We start from the raw sequence: 23,749 nt of genomic DNA on the forward strand, positions 1-23,749 counted from the left end.
AAGTTGGTAAATGCCGATATATCCCGTATTTTAGGGCTTTATCGGTATTTTCTTTTCGGAAGATACCTTGCATAAGCTGGCATTTACCAGCATGAAAATGCAACCAAAAGTAGTAAATGAGTAGTAAATATACGTTCCAATATTAACAACCCAGCCTTTCCAATTCCGCTTTAGCAGATTGGAATGTACCGTGTGCGTAATAGCCCAGCGTCATGGTTATGTTAGCGTGTCCCATGAGATATTGCAGAGTATTTGGGTTCATTCCCTTATTTGCCATATTCGTACAGTAAGTATGTCTTAATGAATGAGGTGTGATGTTGGGTAATTTATCCTTGTGATACTTGTTATACTTCTTAATCAGCCCTCGCAACATACCTACATAGTTTCCTGCAACTTTAGGCAATCCCTCACGGTTCAAGAATAGGAAATTGCTGTAACCACCTACAATCAATGGTTGAGCCTTTCCTCTGTTCTTCAATATCCTTTGGAGTGCTTGATACGCTCTTTCCGTCAATGGAAGTTCTCGTTTTCCGTTTTTTGTCTTTGGTGTTTCAATATAGTAGCCGATTTCTGTATCTTTCAATAACTGGTGGTCTATATTGAGTATTCTGTTCTGCATATCAATCTGTGTCGTCAGTCCGCAAAATTCAGAAATACGAAGTCCCGTTTCCAGCAGAAGCACAACCTCATCATAATACTTACTGTAAATCTTGTCCGTTTCCATAAAGGCAAGCAGGCGTTCTTCCTGCTCTGATGTAAGGATAACTTTCTGCTCCGTATCATCTTCCAGAACATCACTTAGCTTAAACTCAAACGGGTTTTTTCTAATACAGTCGTCTTGTATCGCCATGTAAAATGACGCTTTCAAGGAACGCTTATAGTTATCAATCGTTTTATAGGCATATCCTTTTTCACTCATTCTGATAGCCCATTCTTTAGCGTCCGACTGCTTAACAGTATCAATCGCCCTCATACCCAACGGGTCATTTTTCAGAGCGTTCATAAGATACTGTCGTCCTTTTTCAGTAGCCCTCTTGATGTTCTTTCTTTGGCTGTTCTTCTTGTCAAAGAGCTGGCAGACTGTCATTTTACCGCCGACTGTGTCGATACCGTCATTAAGGTCTTTTTTTATCTGTGCTTCTTTTTCCCTCAACGATATATCATCACGCTTTCCAGCAGGTGTCTTGTCTGTCGGTACAAGTTTCCAAGAATAGATAAACTGTGGCTTTCCGTATATATCGGTATATTTATAAACGTATCTTCCGTCTTTTCGCTGGCTCTCTCCATTACGCAAATTGCGATTTTTACTGTCTTTCCGTTTCACATTAGACATAGTGTAAAGCTCCTTTCCGTCATGGAATGAGCCGTGATACGCTATACCTTATTATACCATATCTACAGCTCAATGACATTAGATTTCGTCCAATGTATCTATGATTTTTTCAAATTGTTTTCGCTTAATCTGAATACGATTACCGTTCACGATAACCCAGCCAGCGTCAAGATTTTCTTCGGCTAATTTACGTAATTTCTTTTCGCCAATGCGGAAGTATTTTGACGCTTCCTCTATTGTCAGCGTATATTTTTCCCAGATAGGCACATCAGTATTGTTCATATTATGCACCCCCTTTACTGTGTGTCATTTTTTTACAAGCAGGCAGACGGCTTCGGAAAGCTCCATTGGTATCTCAACCATTCCCATTCCTGTGGGCAGAACCGCACCATGCGGACGTATCATTATCCTGCAATACAGGTCGTGGCGGAACGGCTTTTCCAAAGGTCGCTCTCGGACACTGCGTGGGTCGCTCGCTTCCTGTTGGAAAGGTCATGGCGTACAGTTTCCGTGGCTCGCTGTATTGCAAACGTATCTGTCTGCTTTATTCAGTTTTCAAAGAGCAGTAGGCTTGTCAGCCTGTGAAACCTATCAGCTTTTGATAGGTTTTCATAGATTGACAAATTTCAATACTAGGACAGGAAAGAGGGAAAATGTCAAATCATGTCCTTGATGTGTTTATTTTATTTCCACTTCAAAATTTGGTATCATCAGCATAATCGCTTCACGAATAAGTCCCTTTAATTCCATGTCAATGGCAAAGTAAACATTTCCATAACTGTCAAACAAGGGACGCATACTGGCTTTTGAAATATACGGGTCATAAAACTGTAACAGCTTTTCAATAGCCTTTTCGTTGCTGTCAACGGCAGAAGCAATCAGATGATAGGGTGGACATTTCTTTACTGATTTTTCCATTTCCTCATTCCTCCGTTTCGCTCTTTTGCAAAAGTTCACGCATTTTATTCAAGGCGTTCTGCCTGTTCTTAAATGCACCAGCTCTTGAAATCTTTTGAAGTTCTGCTATTTCCGTATCGCTCATATCAAGAAAATAGAACATCAGAAGATTATTGCGTTTCTTTTCTGGAAGTCTTTTCAATGCCTTGCATAGCTCATCTCCAGATACACGGGCTTCCATGCCATATACATCAAATACGGTTACGTCCATTTCATAGTCATCTTGTATAGCAAAGGAATTTACCTTGATTTCTGGAAGCTCACAGAATGATTTTTCATGGTCTGAGAGAAACTTCATGTGCCTGTCATAATCTTTGACGGTCGTGTCAATAACTCTTTTTACCAGAGTATCAAACTGCAAGCGGATTGCATTTTCAAATGTGGTCGGCTTCATCATTACACCTCCTCCCTGTCTGCTGTGAAAGATTGTTCTATCCCTCTTTCCGCACCAACACTCGATTGAGAGGTGTGATTTGCTAACCAATTTTTGAAAAAATTCAAAAAATTTTTTTGAGCATGAAAAAAGCCCGCACAAAATAACGGTTCTGTACGAGCTGAAAATACGGTATGTATGGTTGTTAAGGCAGTTTGACTAGATAAACTTTTTATAGATTATGTCTTGTGTTTCCATTATGATTTTGCTCCTTTTGTGACAGAGTTTATACTTTCCCTATATAACTATCTTATCAACCAAAACTGTCCAAATTCTGTCTAAATTATCACTTTTCGGCAAGAATTGAAAAAAGCCATTGAAATTCAACGGCTTAATATTCCTGCTTATTCTCTTTGATAAGTGTACGATAGTATTCCTGCCTGTCCTCTGGTATCTGGGAGCAAAAATCCTCAATCCATTTGTCATATTTCTCATAGATTTCTTCATCATCATAATATTCTGGATATTCTAAATAGATTTCTCTTTCCCGTTCCTCATGTTCTTCAAGTTCCACAGCTAAATCCATGTGCAGACTACAAATAAGCTGTGTATAGGGTATGAAGCCCAGTGCCATAGTGATATGTGTGATACGTTCAAAATCCTCTTTCTTCATTTCTTCTTTTCCCGTCAGCACATCTCTGTCATAAGCAGAACAGATAGATAGGAAGATGTTCTGTTCTTCTTCTGATTTCCTCATAGCCAGTTCTCCATTTCTACGGTCTAAAATTGTTTGTAGCGATACATAAAAATTCTTCTGGGGTAGGTGTCTTGTTTCCGAAAAGTCTGTGAAATTCTGCCTGTGCGTCTGGGTCTGGATTGTTTCTGGCTTCTTCAATAGCAATTTCCAGTTCCTCTCGAACCTCGGAAACAGAAATACCTCTTAGTCGTGCCACTTGCTTTAGGATTTTTTTGCTGTCCCGTTTGGTATATCTTACCATGTATTACACCACCTCTTTTCTTGTAAACTATCATACAACATAAATAAAATGAATAAAACTATAACTTATACAATAGTTGCCTTTATTAGTCTATTATAAAGCATTTCTACAAAGGTTACAATGTATAAGAATAGTTTTATGAAAGGAGTGTGCCAGCTATGGAGCTTGATTATAAGGCAATCGGGAAAAGAATAAAAATCGCTCGTATCAAGAAAAATCTTACCCAAGAAGCCATTGCTGACAAAATCGGTATCACTCCGCAACACGTCAGCAATATTGAAACTGGAAATGCTTCGGTCAGTCTAACAACCCTAGTAGCGATTGCAAACACATTAACTGTTTCTGTAAATGATTTATTATGCGATACGGTCTTGATTTCAAAAGCCGTATTTGAAAAAGAAGCAAAAGAATTGTTTGAGGATTGCAATGAGTATGAAATCCGTGTACTGGTTGATGTATTGAAAGCAACAAAGCAGTCTTTACGGACAGTTAAATTATTTGAAGATAAGATAGAAGATAACAGATAAAAACCGTACCTGTCAGATCACACAAGTGTGAAAACAGTTACGGTTTTTCTTCACTGAATTTATAGCCCACACCCCAGACAGTGATAATGTATATCGGATTGTCTGGGTCGGGTTCTATCTTTTTTCGCAATTTACGAATGAACGAGGGAAGATTACTAGTATCTTTTGGCATATCTTCAAATCCCCATACATTCTCGTAAAGCTGTTCTTTGGTAAATACCTGTCCTTTATGTAAATAAAGGAAGTATAATAAATCAAATTCTTTTGAAGTCAAGGAAACAGCAATACCATTTTTGTCTATAACAGTTCTCTTAAATAAGCTGAATTGCAGTTCCTTTGATTTATTTTCTGAAATGGCAGAAGTAGATAACTGCTCAGCAATCCATTCAATAGCCTGCTGAACTATTTTTTCTTCATTGTCTGAAATTTCAATTAGTATAATTTTCCCATGCTAATCGCTCCTTTACTTGTCAATTTTTAACTCTCCACGTTTTAGACGAAATATGACATCAGCTCTTTTTGCAATCTCATTTGAATGAGTAACAATTACAGCACATTTGTTCATCTGATGTACGTTTTCTTCCAATATATCCATAATTGCCATTGCTGTATCTTCGTCAAGATTTCCTGTCGGCTCATCAGCAAGAATGACAGGTGCTTCTGTTGCCAATGCACGAGCAATCGCTACACGCTGTTGCTGTCCGCCAGAAAGTTGTAGCACATTTCTTTTTGCTTCTTCTTTTGTCAGCCCCATTTTTTCTAAAATTGGAATTGGGGGCAACTTACTTGTCAATTCTACATTTTCTTTCGGTGTCAGATAATCAATTAAATTATAAGACTGAAAGATAAAAGATACATGATTACGTCTGTGATAAGCAAGTCCTTTTTCAGTAATATCTTCTCCATTAAAAAATATTTTTCCTTTTGTTGGACTGTCCAATCCGCCAAGCAATGAGAGAAGTGTTGTTTTTCCACAGCCAGATGAACCAAGGATTGCATAAATCTTTCCAAGTTCTAATTCCGCGTTCAGACCCTTAAACACCGTTTTCTTTTGATTGTAACTATAAGATAAGTCTATAAATGATAGTATGCTCATAATAAAATTCCTCCTATTCCATTTTTGTTAAAATATCTTTTGGTCGTAAACGAATGATTGTATAAGAAGCAATTATGACCGCAAGACATATCAATATGAAACCAATTCCAAATACTTTAATCATATCTGATGTAGCAATCTGAATATTCAGATTAGAGATATTTTCTCCCGCTTTACTGATAATGAATGAACCAATCTGATTGGCAAGTCCAAAAGATAATGCCGTTGACGCAAAGATGGATAATATTCCAATCAATATATTTTCTACTAGGAACTGTGCGATAATCTCCACTTTACTTCGACCAACTGCAAGTAAAATAGCAATTTCCTTATTACGACTTCTTGTCCATAAAACAAGGAACAATACAATAATAAGCATACCGATGACTGTTATTGTCAATACCGCTGTATCAACCATACTTCCAAAAGAGGAAAGTGGAGTAGATACCATATCAAAATCCTCTGTATTAACATCAAAAGTAAAGGTTTTTCCTTTCACTTCTGGAAGATCCTTGATGGTTTCCATAAGTTCTTTGGCTTCCTCTGGAGAATGTGTATAAATATCAAGATTGTCATATCCTTCTAATTTTTCATTTCCTCTGCTATAAAACTTTTTAAGTCCTTCCATATCAATATAGCCACAGTTCGCAGGAATACCATCTGGTGTGATAGCCTGCTTTGTTGTTCCCTCTGTACCGCTATAAATTCCTACAATGGTAAAGGTACATTCAGTTTTTCCCGTTTCAAACTCTTGAAAAGTAATTTTATCTCCTACAGATAGATTATTTCTATCTGCCAGTTCTTTAGAAATTAAAGCAGTACAGGAATCATTGGGGTTAATATGCCGTCCTTCTTCTAGTTTGTATGAACCATTTAGAAATTTTACATCTAATGAAGAATCCAATATTGCAGTATAAGGAATTGACAACCCTGGTGCATTGACCATGCCTGGGATTGGTTCAAAATTTTCAGGAAGTCCCCAATACGCATCTTCTATTTTAGCATTATAACTTACGACATTTGGAAGTTCTGCAATAGAGTTAATTATTTTTTCTGTAATTCTATCACCATTATAGGTATAGCCAGAAGCACCATTTCCCAAATCCTCGGCTGGACCAAAATTATTTTGATTATTCATATCAATTTCCATACGAACGGAAGCACCTACTGTTTCCTTTATCTGCTTTGTTCCTTGCTGGACTGCTTTTTCGCTGGAAAGTGCAATTAAAATAGTTGTAGATAGCAGAGTAAATGTCAAAAATAGCAATAGACTTCGTAACTTCTGTCTGGCACTATATTTTATAGCTCGTTTGAAAAAATTCATTGTAATATCCTCCTAGCTCATTTTTGTTAAAATCTCTTTTGGCTTCAATGACAAGATGGCTCCACTGCATACAAGAACCGTCACAAAAGTGCCTAGACTTTCTAAAACAAACAATATAGCAAAGTGCAGAAAATCTGGTTGCAAGTAATTCTTATGAACAGTTGCCTGTGTTATCGAATCAAATAGGAATGAATTAAATGTATCCGCAAGTGGAAGAAAGATAATAGTTGAAAGCAAAAATCCAAGCGACAGTAAAATCATTGCTTCCAATAGAAATTGCCCGATAATCTGCTGTTTTGTTTTTCCTATCGCAAGAAGAATACCAGCTTCCTGTATTCTTCCACGAATCCTCAATGTCAGTATCAGCATGAGTACCACAAGTCCTAATATCGAAGTAATTATAGTCAATGCTATAACGACTTTTTGCATACTTTGTAGCTGTTCTGCAATTTTGGAATACTTGAAGTCGTTCGTATTGATGATATGATTTTTCCAGTCAATCGAAGCAATATCTTTAATTTCTGTTACCATTTTATCAAGGCGTAGTGGGTCAGCAATGAAAAAAGAAATTTCTCCCTCATAGATACCTTGTGTCTGCTCTTTCAGATTTATAAGCAGTTGACTATCTGAGAAAAGAAGATTTTCTACCTTTTTTGCTGTTGGATTTAAGGCATTATCGGAATTGTTTTTTATTTGATAAATGCCTTTTATCTCCACCGTTTCATAAGCACTTTTTTCTTTTATTAGGTCTGTATAAACACCTTTATCTGAACCTAATTTTGCATGGGTAAGGGTAATCTTATCTCCGACAGAAAGATGATTCTGCTTTGCAAGAGCTTCACTAATAAGTATTTTATCCTTATCTTCTGGTTTGATATGCTCGCCTACGCTCAGTTCGTATTCCTCATCTAAAAAATTTTGACATAAACTGGAATCTCGAACCGCTTTTACAGTTCCCATATTGCTTTCTTCATTGTGTCCTGCTCCTGCCAAGAATGTAAGTTTTTCTCCTTTTACATAGCCCGAATGTTCCGTATTATAACATTTCAGTTCTTTCCCAACTGCTGAAATAACACGCTGAATAGACTGTTCATCAATCGTAGGAGTTCCTTTGCTGGAAACCTGTCCATTATCCATGTCAAATTGTTCATACGGTCTAATAGAGAAAGATGCACCAATATTGGAACGTAAATCTTTAGAAATTTGCTGTATTCCTAGATATACTGAACTTCCAGCCAGTAAAGAGAATGAAATCAATAGAAATACAATAGCAAGCAATAGATTTTTTCCTTTTTTGCGGGTCAGATATAGAAAAGCCCGCTTTTCTAAGTTCATAATAAACAAACACCGTCCTTTCTTTACTTTTACAGTATAAGAAAGAACGGTTTAAATTCGATTTAGATTTGATTTAGTTTTGATTTAGATTTTGCGAATTTAATGTGATTTCAAAACAAACGCTGTCATTTATATTTTCAATCTTAAAAGATAAATTATGCTGTTCCAAAATAATTTTTACAAGATATAGCCCAAGTCCACTTCCACCAGTCAATCTGTTATGTGATTTTTCCACACGATAGAAAGGCGTAAACAGCTTGTCCAAATCTTCCTTTGGAATATTAACACCACTGTTTATAACACAAAGAGATTGAGGAGATAAGTCTATTTTCATTTCAGCTCTGTTGGGAGAATGTCTTATTGCATTATTGATAATATTGTGGACTGCCTTTTCCAAAAGTGGTTCATTCCCCATAAGTATAATATCTGCTGAAATATTATTATTAACGTGGATATTTTTTTCTGTCGCAAGTGGAGCAAGATGTTCACATACACGTTTAAGAATATCTGTAAGAGAGATAAACTCCATATGATTGATTGCATTCATTTCCAGTTTGGATATAGAAAGTATCTCCTTTACTAACTGTTCCATGTTCTCTATTTCTTTTAATGTTTCTGGAAGTACCTCATGTGTATCTTTGTATCTTCCAATCCCCATAATCATACTTTCCACTTGCCCTTTGATAATAGTGATAGGAGTTTTCAATTCATGGGAAGCAGTTGCAAAGAAATACTGACGTTGTTTATTCAATTCATCTATATGCTCCATGTCCTGTTTTAAATGTTGGTTTGCTGTTTCTAATTCCATCATTGTATTTGATAAATTGTGTGACATGGAGTTAAGACTGTTCGCCAAAACACCAATTTCATCAGTGCGGTTGATTCTACATTCCCATGTCATATCCAAATTTGCCATTCGTCGGGAAATTTCGCTGATTTCTGTAATAGGTCTAACAATAATACGACTGCATATCCACGCAACCAAAAGAGAAACTGAAAAAATAAGAGCAAGAAGAAACGGCAATAATTTCAATAAGGCACTTATCAATTCTTGATTGGAAGAAGTAAGAGAAACAATCGTAAAAAGGTACGATTGAGGTCTATCAGCAAACATCATTTCCTGTGATAATGATGATATTTTATCTGTGCTTGTTTTCACTTTATTCGTATCGCCATATTGATAAATTCTTCCGTTTTCTTCAAAAGAAACAATCATTTGATTCTTTTTACAAAAATCTTCAATGACGTTTTCTGCGTCCTCAAATTTAGTATTTACAAGAGTTTCAGAAAGGTTTCCGATTTCTGATTCGATATGTGTAGATAAAATCATTTCGTAACTTCTAGGCAGAAAAAACAGTATGCTTCCATAAATAATCAGACAGCATAAAACCAAAGCACTAAAAATCCATAAAAAAACTTTTATGTTAAGACTATCTTTAATCTTCACTTTCAAATTTATATCCCACCCCTCGTACCGTTTGAATACAGTCAATATCCAGCTTGCGTCGAAGATTCATGACGTGGATATTGACAGCCTTTTCATCTCCTGTAAAATCATATCCCCATACTTGATTGATGAGGTTATCTCTGGTCAACACTTGATTTCTATGTTTCATAAATACTTCCAATATATCAAATTCCAACTGTGTAAGATTTATTTCTTTCCCATTTACTTCAACGGTATGTCTATTTGTATCCAGCTTGATACCATGAGAAATAAAAATGTTGTGATTTTCTACTTTTTCTTTAGTGCGTCGAAGTACAGCTTCTATTCTCATTAAAACCAGTTTTAAAGAAAATGGTTTTGTAATATAGTCGTCAGCCTGTAATTCAAATGCTTTAACCTGTGCTTCTTCTTCGTCCATAGCTGTGAGCATGATAATTGGAATATCTGAATTTTTGCGTATTATCTCACATACCGCATACCCGTCGATTTTCGGCATCATAATATCCAGCAGTATCAGTGAGAAATACTGTTTTTCAAATTGTGAAAGACCCTCCAAGCCGTCATTTGCTAAAGTAACTCTATATCCAGCTTCTGTCAGTAATTCATATAGAACAGACTGAATGGCTTTTTCATCTTCGATTATCAATATATTATCAATCATATAAGCACCACCTAATAGTTATTATTCAATGTTCATTTTATCATACAATTATTTAGATTTGATTTAGATTTGTTAAATAAATAGAAAACCGTAGCTGTCAGATCACACAATGAAAACAGTTACGGTTTTTCTTCGTTGAATTTATAACCTACGCCCCAGACAGTGATAATGTATATCGGATTGTCTGGGTCGGGTTCTATCTTTTTTCGCAATTTACGAATGAACGAGGGAAGATTACTAGTATCTTTTGGCATATCTTCAAATCCCCATACATTCTCGTAAAGCTGTTCTTTGGTAAATACCTGTCCTTTATGTAAATAAAGGAAGTATAATAAATCAAATTCTTTTGAAGTCAAGGAAACAGCAATACCATTTTTGTCTATAACAGTTCTCTTAAATAAGCTGAATTGCAGTTCCTTTGATTTATTTTCTGAAATGGTAGAAGTAGATAACTGCTCAGCAATCCATTCAATAGCCTGCTGAACTATTTTTTCTTCATTGTCTGAAATTTCAATTAGTATAATTTTCCCATGCTAATCGCTCCTTGTAAAATAATGTGAAATTTAAATTTTAATGAAACACTCTTAATATATATTGCAAATTTAACGTATTTTAACCTCCTTAGGTATAACAATCATAAGAATGATATATGCAATAATGATTTTTGGAAAAACAAAAACCGTTACAGTAAATAGTAATCTTACTATTTTAGCGTCTACATTAAAACACTTTGCTAAACCACCACAAACCCCAAAAAAGATTTTCCCTTTTCTTATTCTATATAGTTTATTCATTAGCCTTTTTCCTTTGTCTATGGTTTAAATTTTTTAATAAGATAGCTGAGATACAACCGCATAAGATCAATATTCCCAAACTACAAATATAATTCTGAATAGTTGTTTCGTAATACCCAGAAATACCAAATATTGCTGTGATATCAGCGTCCACGCTTGCGTCTGCTTCTGCTGTCTTTGGTTCATAGTCTGATTTTTGGATTGCTGGTGCAAGGGTAGGGTTCTGAATGATTACCATATCCCCGTCAGAGTCTACATGGACTTTTACGGTATAGGTTGCCTTGACCGCTGTTGTCTGTTCTCCCTCTTTTATCTGCTGATCTACTTCGTAGGTAGCAGAAAAAGTGTCCGTTCCCGACTGTTCGATATTCCATACAATCACATCTGTAACTGTGGAACTAGTCGGTATATCGGTTCTAATGGTATCCACATTCAAGTCCTGCAATTCTTTTGTCAGATAAACGCTGATTGCCTGTGTCCTTGCTTTGATAGCTTCTTTGCTGTTGTTCCATGTGTAATAGGACTTCTCAAAGTTCTTCACGAAATTTTCAATCCCGTTGGTATCGTTTAATCGTAACTGTATAGTTTGTCAGCCTTGTGTATTCATGCCTTTTAGAAGTAATGTTTAAATTTAATCCCAACCTACCACATAGCTTTTTAGTAGATATAGCCCCATAGCCAGTTGCATTTGTTTTTTTGCATATTTAAGTATTCAATATTTCAAAACATATTTTATTGTGACAAATGCAAAATTGAATAAATTTTTCCAATAGTTTTTTTAATAGGTCTATCTTTATAGAAATAGTATTCCACATATTTCCATTTATCTGGATTGTATATTAACACTTTACTTGTACAGTCATCTTTCTCCAATGAAAAATTTATAGCTTTCATTTGTTTCATTGGTGTAATTTCATGTTCAATTTCAAGAGCAAACTTTGACAGATTAAAGTCTTTTCCTAAACAACATGTTATTGGAATACCTATATTTATTTTTTGCCAACCGAATGAACTTAAAATATTATCATAGTAACCATCAAAAATGAATTTGTTCATGCCATCATTATTCTGCCATATATATAGTGGAGAATACTCATTACAACTCTTTGAAGAATCTCTTTTTTCAGATATGAGATATGCTTTAAATATTAAATCTTGAAAGCCATCCGTTCTATGTCCATTATCAGCTACTCGCTGTCTAATCACATTCATGTCGTAGTTATCTGGTAGTGAAATCTTATATTGCATAGCAATCATTATTTTTTCCTCCTATCTATCCTGCTTCAAATTTCAATTTAATTATACATATTAGTTCGTTATGTGTATAATAGTTGTAAATGATGATATATATCATTTTAAATAATACTGGAGGTGCTATTATGGAAAGTCTGGAACTTAGAATATTTAGAGAAGTTGCTTATACAAAATCAATATCGAAAACTGCGGAAAATATGGGGTATGTTCAATCTAATATAACTGCACATATCAAAAAACTGGAAGGTGAATTAAACACGACACTATTCATTCGCCATAGCAAAGGCGTAACCCTCACAAAAGATGGAGAAAAATTACTGTATCAAGCAGAAAAGATAATCTCTTTACTCGATAAGACCTTACAATCTTTTCAGAACAATCCTAAAACTTTAAAAATTGGCACAACGCAGACAATAGCTGGTTATTTATTGCCCAAATGTATCATTGAATATCAAAAACAGTTTCCAAATGTGTCATTGTCAGTTTCCACACTAAATCAAGACGACTTAGACCATAGCCTATATAATGGACTATTAGATTGTATAATCACTAACAGTACCCACAATATTACACAAGGTAAGCAGGTTTTGGAATTTCAAGAAAATTTAATGCTGGCAACTCCATGCTCCTGCAATTCCATAAATGATATCTTTGCATATCCAATTATCATAAATAATATCAAGTCCTGCCCCTACAGAGAAGCCCTTTTGGATTGGTGGAACTTACATCAATCGAAATCACCAATGATAATTGAATTAGATACTGTAGAAGCAATTCTTAATACCGTTACTATGGGCGGTGGAATATCATTATTACCAAAATATATTTTAGCAGATAAACAAAATATCAATAGCTTCTATATTGAAGATTTGCAATATACATCAATTCACATGTGGATTGCTATGAATAAGCTTACATCAGAATATTTTACTTTAAAGGACATTCTAAAAAAACAATTTAAAATAGATAACAACTAAGGCAGATAACCACGGCATGGTGTACCTGCCTTTTACTATGTTATCCTACAATCTTCCAGTTATTATCTTTATGTAGCACTAGCTCAAACTGCGATACCTGCGTTGCCTTTGTCTGATTATCAAGGAATTTTACTGCTACCTTGACTTTTACATTGTCCCCGTCCTTTGTAAAGATAGGGGTTACCAATTCAGAATAAAGGTAGTCCCTGCCGATAGGTTCAAGCACATTTCCCGATACATAATAGGCAAGCTCTTTTTCTGTGGCTGTCGGGTACAGCTTAAAGAATGTTTCCAGAAATGCGGTAGCGTCGTTGACGGTATCAGCGTCTACACTTGCGTCTGCTTCTGGTGTCTTTGGCTCATAGTCTGATTTTTTGATTGCTGGTGCAAGGGTAGGGTTCTGAATGATTACCATATCCCCGTCAGCGTCTACATGGACTTTTACGGTATAGGTTGCCTTGACCGCTGTTGTCTGTTCTCCCTCTTTTATCTGCTGATCTACTTCGTAGGTAGCAGAAAAAGTGTCCGTTCCCGACTGTTCGATATTCCATACAATCACATCTGTTACCGTGGAACTAGTCGGTATGTCGGTTCTAATGGTATCCACATTCAAGTCCTGTAATTCCTCTGTCAGATAACCGCTGATTGCCTGCGTCCTTGCTTCAATCGCTTCTTTGCTGTTATTCCATGTGTAGTAGGACTTTGCAAAGTTCTTCACGAAATTTTCAATCCCGCTGGTGTCCTGCAAACGAAGTTCAATGATTTCTTTTTCATGGGTCGTGTGCTGGTCGATAGCGGTAAAGTTCTTATATACTCCAAAGCTCACGCTTGCGATAAGCACCACCCACAACGCAATCACGGTTTTCTGATGTGTGCCTACCTTGACAGTACGCACCTTTTTTTCTTTGATAGTTTCTGTCTGTTTCTTATTCTTCTTAAACATATTTTTCAAGTCCTTTCTATTGTTTTACTCGTCCTACACCGATTAAGTGCTGTTGCCAGTAACTACTACTTAGGTCTGTATATCCTATCGGGTCGCCTGCATGGTACATCTGGTTATTCCCTACATAAATTGCAACGTGCGTTACATAAGTACCAGCGTTATAGGTGGAATGGAAAAACACCAAATCGCCTGCTTTTGCCTGCGAGAGTGGAAGATGTTGGGTTGCGTCATACTGTGCTTGTGCCGTTCTCGGTAAGGAGATACCAGCTTTTCCATAGCACCATTGCGTAAGTCCCGAACAGTCAAAGGAAGTGTTTGGATTGCTACCGCCATATACATACTTCCAGCCTTGATATTTCAACGCTTCATTCATTACCTTTTGTGCCAGTTCTCCCGATACCTGCGGAACAGTCAAATACTGATTGACTAATTCGACATAGAACATATTTCCATAGCCATACCGCCAGCCCCCGTTCTTCGCAACGGCTATCGGGTTGGTGTAGGTTATTTTCTTTCCACCCGATTTCTCACGAGCGAAGCTCTCTGCAAGATTAAAAGTGTGTTTCTTTCCTTTTCCTGCCACATATCCCACATAGCCACCGCCATAGTTATAGGACTGTATCGCTACATTCAAATCGTCGATACCTTGATTTTTGCAGGAAGAAAGCAGGGACGCAAAATACTTACACCCCTGCTTGATTGAACTTTCTGTATCTAAAGAGTTAGGTGGTAAACCAAGACTTTCCGAACTCTGCATAACATCTTCTGCCGTACCGCCACTTTCTACTTGAATGATAGCAAGCAGTACATTGACATACTCGGAGATACCGTTTTCTCTGGCGTATTTTTCCACCATAGGCTGATGTTTCAAAACTTCTGCGGATAGGTTCATACCCGTAATGCCAGAAGAAAAGTTGCTGTTCTCGTCGTCGCTGTCCGCACTAATCAAGACACCAAAGAAAAGAACTACGGAAAAGAGGATAGGAAACAGACTGCCAATGATAGCGATATGTTTCAGTTTCATTTTTTCTTCTGTCCTTTCTTCGTTACAAGGTTACGGTTCTTCTCTGTGGTCTGCGTTTGCTGAACCTTTGTCCTGCGGTCTTTGGTGTAATTCTGGCGTGTTTCCTGCGATACTACTTTTTCTACATTCTGCCTATGTACTGGCTGTGCCGACTGGGTCGCTTTTCTATCAGAAGCACCAGAAGATAGCGGACGCTCTTTGATAACAGTTGTCTTGACTGGCTCACTTGCTTTTGAAGTGGTCGCTGTGGCAGGTCGTTTGACTTCCTTCGTTTTTTCCGCACTCGGTTTTGGAATGATTGAAGTTGTGGCTGGTCGCTCATGGGGACGGGTAGCTCCCGTTGTCGCTGATCCGTCCGTCTTTCGTGCCTGCCTTGCTTCTTGTGCCTTTTGAAGCTCCATACGTTTGTCAGCGATATTTTTCTTACGCTGTTCCTGCTTTTCCAATCGTCCCGTCTGTCTGGACTGCTGTTCCTGCACCATGCCACGCTTGAAGTCGGACACGCTGGACTTTGCCTTTTCCTTTGCGGAATACACCGCATAAGCAGTCTGTGTCGGCATATCCTTGATATTCTCTTTGACAGCGTTTGCCTTATCTTTCACTTTATTTTTCGTATCTAAGACAGCACCCACCTTTGAGCCTGCCTTACTTCCCATAGAAGTATTGTTACGCTGTGGCTGTGTGTTGGTACGGTTTCGCTTATTTTCTGTATTAGAAGATAAAAGAGAACCTGCCATAGCCCCCGTTCCAGCTCCAACCATACTTCCATGACTAACAGCCCTTGCCATGCGTCGCTCCATACGCCTAGCCCGATGTCGCATAAACAGATACGGTCTGCGGAATATGCGTCGTCCCATGCTTTGACTGTCGCCAGCATTAAGTGAGAACATACTCATTAAGTCGCCCAGCTTCATGTAGATACCAGCGAAACATACTATCTGCAAGAACGCCACCATGAAGAACGGATAGTCCGTGGATATGTTATAAAACATACTGGAAATGCTGAACGCCACCGTTACAATGAGCGTTATGCCTGCCCGTGTCATTATGGTATTAAATACCCTCACGATTGCCTGCTTTGCCATGCTTTCATAGCTCGGTATCATAGAAAGTAGAAAGCTGATAGGCAGAAACATTGCAAAGATAATAAAAAGTATCTGGCTGAACAACATCATGCCCGTAAGCAAGAATACAAATATTGTGATACCTAAGTTAAAAAACAGTAGGAAGAACACCATACCCAAACGGTTTACCACCTGCGGTATTGTCAGATTGTTGTTGTCGTTGTCCTCTATTTCTGTTTTCACGACTTCTTCTCTGGTCTTTCCGTCCTCGTCCTCTGGACTAGCCGATACAAGAGCTTCCACACGGTCTGTCCCGATTTCTTCTGCGTTGCTGTTGCCGAATTGTAAGAGTAGCCACGGCTGTTCTACTTGAATAGAAAATAAACTGTCCCGTATCAAGTCCACGCTGTCCTTGCCCTCGCTGTCAGAGTTGGGGAGCATGATTTTTGTTCCCAAGTCCAAAGAAGCGGTACTGATGTCACTGGAAAATTCATTTATCTTCTTGATGTAGTCGGGAGCATAGGCAATAAACGAAGCGGACAGAATGAACACCACTACAAAGTTGATAACGGCGTGAAGTGCCTTGCTGGTTTCCCGTTTTATCAGTCCCGTATAGGCAACATACATTCCCACCACTAAGATAATGAGAAGCAGGAAACCAACATAGAAGCCCGTAGAAGAAAAGCCATTCTCGGTAACGCCTGCAAGGGTCTGTATGCTTTTTCCGATACTGTCTGCCATATCATTGATGAAGTCCAGCTTATAGGCTTCCTGCACCACATAGCCCGTAGCATTGCTTAAATATAAACTGATAGTCCAGACAAAATTAGTAATGCAGTAAAGTCCGTACTGCACCGATTTTCCGATACCGTCCAGCCAGTTCCACGGAAGCCACGACCAGCTATTATCCACATAAAAATCAAGCTGGTAGTTGGAAAGGGGATATTTTGAATATAGATTTTCTGCGTTTATGGTATCGTCCACAAGCCCCGTCGCATGAGCCACCGTCCCCAAAAGTGAAAGCAGGATAAGGGAGAGTGCCACCACGAACAGAGCCATTTTGAGAAAGTGGAAAATCTTCTTTTTTGTGAACGCACCTTTTATCCTTTCTTTCATCACTCCACCTCATTTCTCTGTACGGGCGGTCTGGTATCAAAAGCGTGTAACAGTTCTTCAAAGACTGGGTGTATCTGTACCACACCGACACGCCCGTATAAGTCCTGCAATAAGCATTGTCCGTTCTCTAAATTACGCAAGCGTTTCTGGTTGTTCTCGTCGTCCTTGTCGATACCGAAAAACTCTAAGGTCTGCTTTATCTCGTTAATGTCCGTAGAACGAAAGGCAAATTTCAAGCCGATATTGTTTTTCAGACTTTCCTTTGATACGTCGCCAGAAGATTGTGTAACGAAATAAACGCCTGCCTGCATAGCTCGTCCAGCACGAACCAGCTTATTTGATAAAGTTTCGCCTTGTGCCACGTTTAAGAACGCCCACGCTTCGTCCAAATCGACAATCTTGAAAATGCTTCTGTCCGAATGGATAAAATCAAGGGCAAAGGTACTAATCACAATCAGCATAGACACCGACAATAATTCAATGGTCGTGTATTCCTCAAAGGTCGTGTCCTTATCTGGCAAGACAAGGTCGGCTACTTGAATGATATTGAGCTGGTTATCCAGACTGATAGCATTTTCTACCGTACCGTCCGAAAACAGCAGGTGTGCAAAATCATAGTCCGTGAAGCTGTCAATATGGTCTGCAATATTTCTTGATATGGGTGTATCTTCACGGCGTAGCTCGTCTATCACATGGAGCAAACCCCGACTGTCGCTCTGGGTAACGGAACGCACCGCTTTTCGTAACACGGGGAATTTTTCGCCGTCCCTAGAGGAAATACCCGTTAAAAATGTCAAGATGTCGATAGCCAGACTTTCAGCGTCTTTTACATTCTTCATAATCACAAATGGGTCAAGAAGTCCTGCATTGTCCTTGTCGCTGGTAAGGTTTACGATATTGATTTCATGGGCGATTTCTGGAAGTGTTTCTTTCCAGTTGCCACGCTCACTTTTAGGGTCTAAGATAACCGCTTGTCCCCCAAAGAGAACAGAGTAGTACACCAGAAGATTGTTGCAGAACGACTTCCCACCGCCAAGCGAACCGACAAAAGCAGAAGCAAGGGCGTTGGTAACTGTACCTTTTACACCTTGACTGGCAAGGGACGGTTGCAGGTACACATTTCTTCCCGTATCAACGGAATATCCCATATAGATACCCGTAGTTTCCCCTAACTGCTGGGTAGCACCAAAGCCAAGTCCTGCCAAGAAGTCTGATTTTACATACTGCACATAATCATTGATATATCGCTTGCTGGCAGGAAGAAATTCAGAATGAAGCCCCAGCATATCCCCAGCAGGACGCACCAGCTTTACATTGAGGTCGTCGTAAAAGTCCTTGACTTCATCACAACGGCGTTTCAGCTCGTCAAGATCGGGTGCAGACACCCGTATCACGTAGCTTAACTTATACATACTTTCTTTGCCCTGGTCTAAGTCTGTTTCCAGTTCGTCCACGCTGTCTAATGCGTCCACCACATTTGAGCTGGTTTCACTTCCTGCTTGATAAGCGTGATTGTCAAGGTCTTTCAATTCCTTTTTCTTATTTCTTACTGTGGTAAGAGCCTTCCTGTTCTCCACGATTTCTACATTCATAGAAGTATCAACGGGGAATGTGAATTGCTGTTGCTGGAAATAAAAGATTTCACTTGACGGAAAATCAAGCTCGCCTACAATCGCATTGACGGTAAAATAAGACACATAGCTTTCCTTGTCCCCATGTTCCAATCGTAAATACCGCTGGCTTTCCTCAATCACACACCTTGTCGGACGGATAAGGTCGTAGTATTTTATCAGAGTTTCTTTGTTCAATTTCTTCTTTGGTAGCTGATACTCATAATCTTCATAGGCAATACCGTCCCTGCCGTAAAGATGTTCCATAAGATACCCAAAATCATTGATTTCCAAGCGACGCACCTTAAAGCGACGGGAGATTTTATTTTCCAGAAGTTTTTCCATTTTCATGTAACGGTTGATTTCATCATTCGGCATGGAAACAAAATCATTCATCAGCGTGTGGTTCACTTCATGGAGAAATTCCGTAAACGTCAGCCACGCCGATTTTTTGATGTTCTTCAGATTGAGCTGTTCTTCCGTAACCATGAGCTTAAAGCCAAGAAAAAAGCGGTAGTCCACTTGATTGTCCCCAATCATAGATACTAACGCTTCGGTCTGTTCGTCTATCTTCTGATAGGCAACTTCCTTTAATTTTCCGGTTACCAGCTTCTTTGACTGTTCCTGCATACTGCGGATTGAGCTTTCTGTGGCAATCTGCAACGCATGAATTTTACCCTCACGGGACTGGGCGATAAGCTGTCGAAAACTGTCATGCACGATAAATTTCTGCTCTGCGGATAGGAAAGAATAATTGTATGGTATCAGCTCATAGTAGGCGAACACCTCATTGTCCTTGTTCCAGACAAGGTTGTTGTCAATATATTTTATCGGGAACATAGTTCACACTCCTTACTGCCGTGATTGTTTCGTTCAATATCTGCTTATGCAGTTTTACGGCTTTTCCTCCATAAGTGATTTTAGGTCGCAGGGCATAGGTTATCTGTGATTTCAAAAAGCTGTACGGCTTCTTTCCGTCAAAGGTTTTCTGCGACATAAACCAAGTGAGAGCAACGGGAATACCGAAGTATTTGAGAAATGCTCCCTCAATCATGGAAAGTGGGGGAATATCCCCAAACAGAATGATGAGAAATTCCGTAATCACAAACCATGTAATCTGTGTAAAGGTAACGGGAAAGGGTAAGTTAAAGTCATTGATTGCATATAAGACTTTTTCCACGTTCCAGATACCCGTATAAGATTTAATCTTTTTCAAGTTCTTTCAGCTCCTTTCAAAATAGAAAAGGACAGCCATGTTTCCGACTGTCCCTTAAAAGAGAAACGCTGTCAGTAGCAACAATGCTTGTCACTGATCTTCCAGCGTTAATATGGTATTTCGCACATACCTCGGCTTGTTTCAATGAAGCAACCGCCCATATCCAAATCTCGCCCGTAGGCTTCATAGTCAATGTAGTTCTGCAAGCTGGGTGGAATATCCCCAAGTGCCTGTAATTCGTCTATGTAGTAGTAGGCAACGTCTGTCATGGTTTCACAATCGGGATAATAATAAATATCGTCCTTATGTTCCACGACTTCTTCCAGCGTTCCGTAGTGGCTGATAAATTCGTTCAGACACTCTACGATATAGTCGGGAAGTTCCTCTATCATTTCATACATCTCATTGAGTTCTTCAATGGAAACATATTCCCCTATGTCGATAGGGAAGTTGTCGGTATCATGGATAGCGTATTCCTCATACTGTTCATTCAAGCCGATTTTTTCTGTTACATCTTCCTCGTCAATGGGGAAAGTGAACCAAGCACCCACTAAATAGCCCTCGTTGTATTTGCCAAGGTTCGCAATATAAACCGCCATATCATCAATCATAAGCACCACCTCTTTTCCTACTCTGGAAGTTCAAAGACACTGTGTTCCGTTACAAGATAGCATCTGTTTTCCAGCAAGTGAGAAGCGTAGGCTTCAAAGTCGAAATAGTATTCTTGACAGTCCTCGGACAAATGCTTGAATGTGGGGTCATTCATCAGCTTTTGCTTTGCAACATCAATCATGCTTTTACAATCGTGATAAACCGTAATCACGTTCCTGCAAATATAAAGTGCTTCTAAGTTCTCAAACACGGTAAGAAGTGCTACATATTCTTCTTGCATATCGGCTGATAGCTGGCGGTACATAAAATCTAATTCATTAATCTGATACACGCTTGTTTGTTCGTGGACTTCATCAGCATAAGGCAACACCTTTTCGATAATGCGGTAATCTTGACTTTCTGCACCGACACCTAGCTTTTCTTCAAACTCGGCAACATCTATCGGCAGGTCAAACCAGTACGACGTTGTTTCTTCGCCAGTTGTTCTTCCCGTTTCCACCAGCACCCTTGTTTCCTGCATTGTTCTTCACGTCCTTTCTGTTGTTTCATCACATCTTTTAAGGTCTGGTACGACATACCAAACACATACTTTGAAAAATCTTCCAACTGCTTTTCATCATAGTCGGCAGGGTTCAGCAGTTTCATTTCATGCCACACTTTCCGCTTGTAAGAGGGCAGGTCGGAAAGATATTCACAGCCGATTTTTGCCTGCATATCCTTAAAAATATCGTTCATTTCATCACTCCAATCTGAAATTTAGGTAAGAAAAAAGCAGTCAATCCTAAGACTAACTGCTTTGTGTAGATATGAACTTATAAAATTTTAGTTTATGATATAGCAACATCATTTAATGTCCTCTGTGTTTTGCTTTTTTCTTTTGTTGCTTCAACTTAAACTTTTGTTCTGCTTCCATTTGCTTTTTATGTTTGGAATTAGATTTATATTCTTCTTTTTTTAATTCATGTTGTAATTTTAAAGCTTGTTGCGATTTTGTCCCAATTCCATTGTTCTGTAATTGTTTCTTTACATCTCTAAGAACTCTTTTAGGATTTTTCTTATCCTTTTTTACAATCGTTTCAACTGCTGGACTAAATTGTAAATCATAATAATGTTTCAACACAAATTCTTGAATATCATAATCTTTTGGCTCTGCACCAAATGTTACCTTTGCTACGGAAAGTTTGCCATCACAAATTCGTTCAAAAATTCCAATCCAAAAAGGTTCTGCAAAATACACAGTCAATTTACATTTTATTGTCTTCATATCAATCCCTCCTTGTTTATTTCTAAACAAAGAACGGACAACCCGGAGGGGCAGGTTACTTACCCTATAAACATAGGACGGCTGGGCTACCTACCAGCTCTCGCATAATAAAATGCTTTGCGTTTTTATCTTTGTCATTTTAGATAATCGTTTTTGATTGATTATCTCTCTTAAAAATTATACCATTTCCATATCAGCACTACAATAAAATTTTATGCACCGATAATCTTGTTGAATAGCTCTAACAGTACATCTTTCACACCGCCAGCGTTGAATACCAATCCGACAGCAACAAGGGCAACTACCAAGAAGCCGATAAGTTTTGAAAACTCACGCTTGAACCCTAAGTAGATACCGATAACCACAATCGCCATAAGCACTAAGCTCTGTGCGTTGCTTAAAAACCATTGATACAAATTTTGCCCGAAATTCATTTAATTGTCCTCGCTTTCTTTTAATTGTTTCATTTTATAGTCAGCTTCTTTGCCAACACTCAAAATACACATCAAGACTACGCCGATACCCATTCCCATAGATACCAGCAGGAAGTCTTTTACTAATTCCCACATTTTTATCACTCCTAACTTTCCACCAAATCTTTTGTAGGGGTCGTCTGCTGTTTGATTATCATTTCATGTTTTTCACTCAAGGTTGCCTGCTTTTCGATTGTTTCCATGTAGTCTGTACCGTTTCCCTTATCAATCTTTTTCAGCATTTTCAAGGTCGGTGCTACCTGCCGTTGTACCCAACGCAATGTGCGGTCTAAGGTATAAGGCTCTGGCTTTGTCGTCAGTTTCAGACTTTGCCGATTATCGCCGATAAACCACGCCCAGCGGTCATTGAGTTTCCAGTCATTTTTTCGCTTGTCGGGTTGTTCATCAACAAACCGCACATACTGGTTGATGATAGAAAAGGCGGTCTGTTCTGCGTCATAATAGGTCAGCAAATCCCGTACTGCATAATAGGCACGTTCATTACGAAGCCGTATCTCAAAACGATTGATAATGTCGGCTTCCTCCAGCGGTGTCCCTAACTTAACGTACTGCTCATAGTCCTTTTCATAGATACAGAAATACACATCTGATTTCAGCGAACCAAGATAAAGGGTACGTCCCATATATTCTCTGTCGTCCTCTCTGTGCTTGATAAGCTCGCCCGACTGGTAAAACTTATAACTTCTGGACTTTCCGATATATTCCCGTTTCCTGCATTTTTCCGCAAGCTCTGGAATATCCAAAATGCCCGTATGGTCGTTGATAGCAAGGTCGATACGCTTCATCACGCCACCGTCTACTAATGCGTCCATAAGGAAGTCATACCAGCTTCTTTGCTGTGCCAGCAGGTAACTTTCAAACTGCCTGCAACCACGCCCCTTTAACTCTAAAAGGACACCTTTTTCTTCGTCAGCCGACGTATAGATAAAGATGTCCCCTAATGAATAATGCTCCGTATAACTGTAATGTCCGTAATCTTCATGGAGCATATAATTGATATTCAGTTTTAATATATCTTTGATGATATGCTGTATATCCAGCGTGGGAAAACGAATTTTCACATAATCAAACAGCATGGTAAGCGGTGCTTCTGGATTGAACCTTGCCAGTTCCTTATGCAGAGTATTCATAAGTTCCTTTGACGGTTTCATTTTTCCGCTTTCTATCTTGTTGAGATATTCCCTTGTAATGCCAGAAGCCACCGCCAGCCTGCCTTGTGAGATACCGTAAGCAATCCGTTTCTCCCGTAATTCTTTTATCCCTTGTTCTTCATTCAGAACCATACCCCCAATCTGTAAAATGTGAAGTTTTTTCAGACGACTTCACAGCT

Annotated in this window: 29 protein-coding genes and 1 pseudogene; 2 read left to right on the top strand and 28 right to left on the bottom strand. The window is 38.6% G+C overall.

Annotated elements, in window-relative coordinates; translation table 11 throughout:
- Window positions 1–142 precede the first annotated feature (142 nt).
- The 6 genes from BQ5364_RS00380 to BQ5364_RS00405 all read right to left on the bottom strand — a co-directional run bounded on the left by BQ5364_RS00380 (window position 143) and on the right by BQ5364_RS00405 (window position 3,661).
- Window positions 143–1,333 carry a site-specific integrase gene (locus BQ5364_RS00380; RefSeq protein WP_004614912.1) on the bottom strand — a complete coding sequence of 397 codons (1,191 nt, stop codon included), beginning with the start codon at window positions 1,331–1,333 and terminating at the stop codon, window positions 143–145.
- Window positions 1,334–1,411: 78 nt separating this feature from the next.
- A complete protein-coding gene (locus tag BQ5364_RS00385; protein ID WP_002347229.1) occupies window positions 1,412–1,615 on the bottom strand; it encodes an excisionase in 204 nt (67 codons plus the stop codon).
- Window positions 1,616–2,011: 396 nt separating this feature from the next.
- Window positions 2,012–2,251, bottom strand: coding sequence for a helix-turn-helix domain-containing protein (locus BQ5364_RS00390; protein WP_004614914.1), 240 nt, complete (start codon window positions 2,249–2,251; stop codon window positions 2,012–2,014).
- A gap of 4 nt (window positions 2,252–2,255) precedes the next feature.
- Complete coding sequence (locus BQ5364_RS00395; RefSeq protein ID WP_004614915.1) at window positions 2,256–2,687, bottom strand: RNA polymerase sigma factor; 432 nt, start codon at window positions 2,685–2,687, stop codon at window positions 2,256–2,258.
- A gap of 367 nt (window positions 2,688–3,054) precedes the next feature.
- Window positions 3,055–3,420 carry a hypothetical protein gene (locus tag BQ5364_RS00400; RefSeq protein WP_004614916.1) on the bottom strand — a complete coding sequence of 122 codons (366 nt, stop codon included), beginning with the start codon at window positions 3,418–3,420 and terminating at the stop codon, window positions 3,055–3,057.
- A 16-nt stretch (window positions 3,421–3,436) separates the two neighbouring features.
- The gene (locus BQ5364_RS00405) at window positions 3,437–3,661 is read right to left on the bottom strand and encodes a hypothetical protein (RefSeq protein WP_004614917.1); all 225 of its coding nucleotides are present in this window, start codon (window positions 3,659–3,661) and stop codon (window positions 3,437–3,439) included.
- 158 nt (window positions 3,662–3,819) lie between these two features.
- On the opposite strand from BQ5364_RS00405, the gene BQ5364_RS00410 reads away from it, so the two are divergent.
- The gene (locus BQ5364_RS00410) at window positions 3,820–4,188 is read left to right on the top strand and encodes a helix-turn-helix domain-containing protein (RefSeq protein ID WP_002347234.1); all 369 of its coding nucleotides are present in this window, start codon (window positions 3,820–3,822) and stop codon (window positions 4,186–4,188) included.
- A gap of 37 nt (window positions 4,189–4,225) precedes the next feature.
- Here the strand turns inward: BQ5364_RS00410 and BQ5364_RS18500 are convergent, their stop codons facing one another.
- The 10 genes and pseudogenes from BQ5364_RS18500 to BQ5364_RS00460 all read right to left on the bottom strand — a co-directional run bounded on the left by BQ5364_RS18500 (window position 4,226) and on the right by BQ5364_RS00460 (window position 12,102).
- Complete coding sequence (locus tag BQ5364_RS18500) at window positions 4,226–4,462, bottom strand: winged helix-turn-helix domain-containing protein (RefSeq protein WP_025478642.1); 237 nt, start codon at window positions 4,460–4,462, stop codon at window positions 4,226–4,228.
- A 189-nt stretch (window positions 4,463–4,651) separates the two neighbouring features.
- Window positions 4,652–5,284: an ATP-binding cassette domain-containing protein gene (locus BQ5364_RS00420; RefSeq protein ID WP_002347235.1), complete on the bottom strand. Its 633-nt coding sequence runs from the start codon at window positions 5,282–5,284 to the stop codon at window positions 4,652–4,654.
- A gap of 13 nt (window positions 5,285–5,297) precedes the next feature.
- The gene (locus tag BQ5364_RS00425; protein ID WP_004614920.1) at window positions 5,298–6,608 is read right to left on the bottom strand and encodes an ABC transporter permease; all 1,311 of its coding nucleotides are present in this window, start codon (window positions 6,606–6,608) and stop codon (window positions 5,298–5,300) included.
- A 12-nt stretch (window positions 6,609–6,620) separates the two neighbouring features.
- Window positions 6,621–7,943, bottom strand: coding sequence for an ABC transporter permease (locus tag BQ5364_RS00430; protein ID WP_004614921.1), 1,323 nt, complete (start codon window positions 7,941–7,943; stop codon window positions 6,621–6,623).
- A gap of 73 nt (window positions 7,944–8,016) precedes the next feature.
- Complete coding sequence (locus BQ5364_RS00435; protein WP_004614922.1) at window positions 8,017–9,390, bottom strand: sensor histidine kinase; 1,374 nt, start codon at window positions 9,388–9,390, stop codon at window positions 8,017–8,019.
- Window positions 9,380–10,051 (bottom strand): response regulator transcription factor, encoded by a 672-nt coding sequence (locus BQ5364_RS00440; protein WP_004614923.1) that lies wholly within the window; start codon window positions 10,049–10,051, stop codon window positions 9,380–9,382. Before BQ5364_RS00440 ends, BQ5364_RS00435 begins: the two co-directional genes overlap by 11 nt.
- Window positions 10,052–10,170: 119 nt before the next feature.
- A complete protein-coding gene (locus BQ5364_RS00445) occupies window positions 10,171–10,407 on the bottom strand; it encodes a winged helix-turn-helix domain-containing protein (RefSeq protein WP_025478644.1) in 237 nt (78 codons plus the stop codon).
- Window positions 10,408–10,653: 246 nt separating this feature from the next.
- Window positions 10,654–10,845 carry a PspC domain-containing protein gene (locus BQ5364_RS00450; protein ID WP_004614926.1) on the bottom strand — a complete coding sequence of 64 codons (192 nt, stop codon included), beginning with the start codon at window positions 10,843–10,845 and terminating at the stop codon, window positions 10,654–10,656.
- Window positions 10,846–10,933: 88 nt separating this feature from the next.
- Window positions 10,934–11,434: pseudogene (locus BQ5364_RS00455) on the bottom strand (conjugal transfer protein); the annotation flags it as partial.
- Between the two features lie 143 nt (window positions 11,435–11,577).
- Window positions 11,578–12,102 carry a DUF4865 family protein gene (locus tag BQ5364_RS00460; protein ID WP_004614928.1) on the bottom strand — a complete coding sequence of 175 codons (525 nt, stop codon included), beginning with the start codon at window positions 12,100–12,102 and terminating at the stop codon, window positions 11,578–11,580.
- A 122-nt stretch (window positions 12,103–12,224) separates the two neighbouring features.
- On the opposite strand from BQ5364_RS00460, the gene BQ5364_RS00465 reads away from it, so the two are divergent.
- Window positions 12,225–13,076, top strand: a complete 852-nt coding sequence (locus BQ5364_RS00465; RefSeq protein WP_044988335.1) for a LysR family transcriptional regulator — start codon at window positions 12,225–12,227, stop codon at window positions 13,074–13,076.
- Between the two features lie 40 nt (window positions 13,077–13,116).
- Here the strand turns inward: BQ5364_RS00465 and BQ5364_RS00470 are convergent, their stop codons facing one another.
- From BQ5364_RS00470 to mobT, 12 genes are all read right to left on the bottom strand, one after another.
- On the bottom strand, window positions 13,117–14,019 hold the full coding sequence (locus tag BQ5364_RS00470; protein ID WP_004614930.1) for a conjugal transfer protein: 903 nt from the start codon (window positions 14,017–14,019) through the stop codon (window positions 13,117–13,119).
- A gap of 16 nt (window positions 14,020–14,035) precedes the next feature.
- On the bottom strand, window positions 14,036–15,043 hold the full coding sequence (locus BQ5364_RS00475; RefSeq protein ID WP_004614931.1) for a bifunctional lytic transglycosylase/C40 family peptidase: 1,008 nt from the start codon (window positions 15,041–15,043) through the stop codon (window positions 14,036–14,038).
- Window positions 15,040–17,223, bottom strand: a complete 2,184-nt coding sequence (locus BQ5364_RS00480) for a CD3337/EF1877 family mobilome membrane protein (protein WP_044988337.1) — start codon at window positions 17,221–17,223, stop codon at window positions 15,040–15,042. Before BQ5364_RS00480 ends, BQ5364_RS00475 begins: the two co-directional genes overlap by 4 nt.
- Window positions 17,223–19,673 (bottom strand): conjugal transfer ATPase TcpF, encoded by a 2,451-nt coding sequence (gene tcpF, locus BQ5364_RS00485; protein WP_071143430.1) that lies wholly within the window; start codon window positions 19,671–19,673, stop codon window positions 17,223–17,225. Before tcpF ends, BQ5364_RS00480 begins: the two co-directional genes overlap by 1 nt.
- Window positions 19,651–20,049 carry a conjugal transfer protein gene (locus BQ5364_RS00490; protein WP_054344574.1) on the bottom strand — a complete coding sequence of 133 codons (399 nt, stop codon included), beginning with the start codon at window positions 20,047–20,049 and terminating at the stop codon, window positions 19,651–19,653. Before BQ5364_RS00490 ends, tcpF begins: the two co-directional genes overlap by 23 nt.
- A 107-nt stretch (window positions 20,050–20,156) precedes the next feature.
- A complete protein-coding gene (locus BQ5364_RS00495; RefSeq protein WP_058692486.1) occupies window positions 20,157–20,660 on the bottom strand; it encodes an antirestriction protein ArdA in 504 nt (167 codons plus the stop codon).
- A 17-nt stretch (window positions 20,661–20,677) separates the two neighbouring features.
- Complete coding sequence (locus BQ5364_RS00500; protein ID WP_004615067.1) at window positions 20,678–21,181, bottom strand: antirestriction protein ArdA; 504 nt, start codon at window positions 21,179–21,181, stop codon at window positions 20,678–20,680.
- A complete protein-coding gene (locus BQ5364_RS17200; protein ID WP_004615069.1) occupies window positions 21,100–21,396 on the bottom strand; it encodes a hypothetical protein in 297 nt (98 codons plus the stop codon). The genes BQ5364_RS00500 and BQ5364_RS17200 overlap by 82 nt, the downstream gene beginning before the upstream one ends.
- Before the next feature lie 112 nt (window positions 21,397–21,508).
- Complete coding sequence (locus BQ5364_RS00505; protein ID WP_054344575.1) at window positions 21,509–21,925, bottom strand: YjdF family protein; 417 nt, start codon at window positions 21,923–21,925, stop codon at window positions 21,509–21,511.
- A 212-nt stretch (window positions 21,926–22,137) separates the two neighbouring features.
- Entirely contained in the window at window positions 22,138–22,359 is a 222-nt protein-coding gene (locus BQ5364_RS00510; RefSeq protein WP_002317729.1) for a hypothetical protein, read from the bottom strand.
- Window positions 22,360–22,494, bottom strand: a complete 135-nt coding sequence (locus BQ5364_RS00515; RefSeq protein WP_004613607.1) for a DUF3789 domain-containing protein — start codon at window positions 22,492–22,494, stop codon at window positions 22,360–22,362. It abuts the gene before it with no gap.
- Between the two features lie 11 nt (window positions 22,495–22,505).
- Window positions 22,506–23,702 carry a MobT family relaxase gene (gene mobT, locus BQ5364_RS00520; protein WP_054344576.1) on the bottom strand — a complete coding sequence of 399 codons (1,197 nt, stop codon included), beginning with the start codon at window positions 23,700–23,702 and terminating at the stop codon, window positions 22,506–22,508.
- Between the last annotated feature and the right edge of the window lie 47 nt (window positions 23,703–23,749).

The sequence above is a fragment of the Coprococcus phoceensis genome (assembly GCF_900104635.1).
In the GTDB taxonomy this organism is placed as follows: Bacteria; Bacillota; Clostridia; order Lachnospirales; family Lachnospiraceae; genus Faecalimonas; species Faecalimonas phoceensis.